Source organism: Flavobacterium restrictum (assembly GCF_007097245.1).
GTDB lineage: Bacteria > Bacteroidota > Bacteroidia > Flavobacteriales > Flavobacteriaceae > Flavobacterium > Flavobacterium restrictum.
Window position 1 is genome coordinate 1 of record NZ_VJZT01000048.1, and the last position, 2,415, is coordinate 2,415.

General features: G+C 33.4%; 4 protein-coding genes. All 4 read right to left on the reverse strand.

Translation table 11 applies throughout. From position 1 onward, the window contains the following. Positions 1–664: 664 nt before the first annotated feature. Complete coding sequence (locus FNW21_RS16410; protein WP_185963955.1) at positions 665–802, reverse strand: hypothetical protein; 138 nt, start codon at positions 800–802, stop codon at positions 665–667. Positions 803–943: 141 nt separating this feature from the next. Continuing rightward, positions 944–1,414 (reverse strand): hypothetical protein, encoded by a 471-nt coding sequence (locus FNW21_RS16085; RefSeq protein ID WP_144257767.1) that lies wholly within the window; start codon positions 1,412–1,414, stop codon positions 944–946. Positions 1,415–1,596: 182 nt separating this feature from the next. Beyond that, positions 1,597–2,010, reverse strand: coding sequence for a type II toxin-antitoxin system VapC family toxin (locus FNW21_RS16090; RefSeq protein ID WP_144257768.1), 414 nt, complete (start codon positions 2,008–2,010; stop codon positions 1,597–1,599). Next, positions 2,007–2,255 (reverse strand): DUF6364 family protein, encoded by a 249-nt coding sequence (locus FNW21_RS16095; protein ID WP_116795554.1) that lies wholly within the window; start codon positions 2,253–2,255, stop codon positions 2,007–2,009. The genes FNW21_RS16090 and FNW21_RS16095 overlap by 4 nt, the downstream gene beginning before the upstream one ends. Between the last annotated feature and the right edge of the window lie 160 nt (positions 2,256–2,415).

The window sequence follows — 2,415 nt, forward strand, 5'->3', positions numbered from 1 at the left end:
TTTCACCCTTCTGTTTTTTTAGTTTCTGCGAGCTGTGAACTTTATTTCCAAATCGGAATTACCTGCGTAATTTCGGCTCAACTTGCCACCAACGTCTTGGCGCTACAAGCAGGCTGGGGTTAAAAAAGCCAAAAACTTTCGGTTAAAAACTAATCTCGGCTGATACAAAACCAACTTCAAATTTAGCCAAATGCCCAGCTTGATTGTAGCGGCTGTTGGGGGGCGGTTGTTTTGTCGAAATTACGAATTTCCGCAAAGTTTTTAAGTTTCTGCTTTTTGCGTTTTTCAATTTTAAGCGTAATGCTTTTCAAGTTTCTGCTTTTCACGCTTCTGCTGGCAAAATCCAACTTTCACGCTTCTGCTTCTGCGTTTTCAATTTTAAGCGCAATGCTTTTCAAGTTTCTGCTTTTCACGTTTCTGCTGGCAAAACCCAACTTTCACGCTTCTGCTTTGTAAGTTTTTATGCAAATAAACGCTTGTTTTTCAGACCCAGTTCGTCTGCGAAATTTCGGCACAACTGCCCCCCAACGTTCCCGCGCTACAAGCAGTTTGGGACTAAATTAAGCCTATTTTTCGGATTTGCCAAATCATCCAAATACAAAACCAATTTCAAATTAAGCCTAATACCCAAATTGCTTGTAGCGTGTGTTAGCAGGCGTTTTTTCTACTTCTTTTTCAAGTAAATTTCTATAACTCCATTTTTTCCTTTTTCGCCGTATTTTTTGGTTGCACTTATATCTTTTAAGACATTTATCGATTCTACGTCATCAGGTTTTATTTCGGCGATAATTTCTTCGGTCACTTCTTTACCTTCGACGATGTATAAAGGTTTGTTTTCTTGAGTATTTTGTTGAGTTGAATAACAATCAGAAACAATATCAATTCCTTCTATTTGTTGTTCGGAATAATATTTATCATCTATTGGATAACGAGGTTCTTTTTTCTAATTTAATTTTACATATAAATAAATTTCTTTGTTTCTATTTATTCCTAAATAATCAGTACAACCACGAGAAGTCCAAATGTCTAAACTATCATATTTTGCGATAAGTTCCCCAGCTTTAATGTTCTTTAAGTCAACATATTTTCCGTCAGGTAAATATCCCTTGAAATCTTTTGTTAAATGAATTTTCCCAATTGAATTTAAATCTTTACGATATTTCTGGAAGATAACACCTGGATATAATTTTGAAGTATATCCAATTCTATTTTCAAACCTTCCATCTTGTACAAAACCATCTGAACACAAATCCATTTCTTCCAAATTGATTTGTTTTAATTCAACATCATTTTGCTTTAAATTGTCTAAAGTTAGTTCGCACAATTTTATTTCGGAAAGTTTGATGTCATTTTTCTGTTGGGAAATAGATTTTAGGCTAAACAATAAAGCTAGAATTAGAAGTCCTTTTTTCATTTGGTTTTTAGTGGTTTTTAGTTTTCTGCGGTAAAATGCCTGCTAACGTCCCCGCGCTACGAGCAGTTTGGGACTAAATTAAGCCTATTCTTCGGATTTGCCAAATATTCCCAAATACAAAACCAACTTTCCATTAAGCCTAATGCCCAAATTGCTTGTAGCGTGTGTTGGCAGTAGTCGCTTTATAAAATACTACTTAAATATTCTTCAGCCGTCATAATTGGAATTGTAGAATTCTTAAAATCTTTTCCGTTTCTAGTTATAATTATTGAGCAGTTAGTTTGTATGGCAGTAAAATATTGAACAGCATCTTCAAAATCTTTGAAATTCGAATTCAACGCTTTGTCAATTGTTTCCTCATTAACCTCACAAACCTCACAGATTATTTTAAACTTTCGAAGTTTATTCAGAACAGATTCGGAACTTTCATATTTATTCAAAACATAATCTATTGTCGTGAATGAAAGAGGTGAGACAATTATAGCAAGTTTTTTTTGATCTGCCAAAGTAGCAACTTTAGCAATAGAATCAAAAAAAGGAACTCTTTCTCCCAACAAATCTAATATAACGTTAGTATCTAAAAAAATTCTGCTCATTTGTATTTTTGTTCTAAATAATCAGCACGATCTTTTTTATAATCATAATCAGCTGGAATTTTAATTCCTGATGAAAGACTTTTTACAAACGGCGAAATTTGTATGTCATTATTCGTTTTATCTGAAGTCAAAGAATTAAGGTAGTTTTCTATAATTCGAGATAAGCTTAATTTTTTTTCAGACGCATAATGTTTAGCTTTTTCTATTATCTCTTGGTCAAGCTTCAATGTGAGTTTAGTATCCATAGCGCAAAATATTTATACGTACAAATATATGAATTCAGGACGTAATAAATGTGAATTTCGATTTTTTTTTTGCGATTACTGCCAACGTTTCGTGGCTTGGCGTCAGTTGGGGATTTGGTTAGCCAAATGTATCGATTAAAAAACCAACTTCCAAGTACAA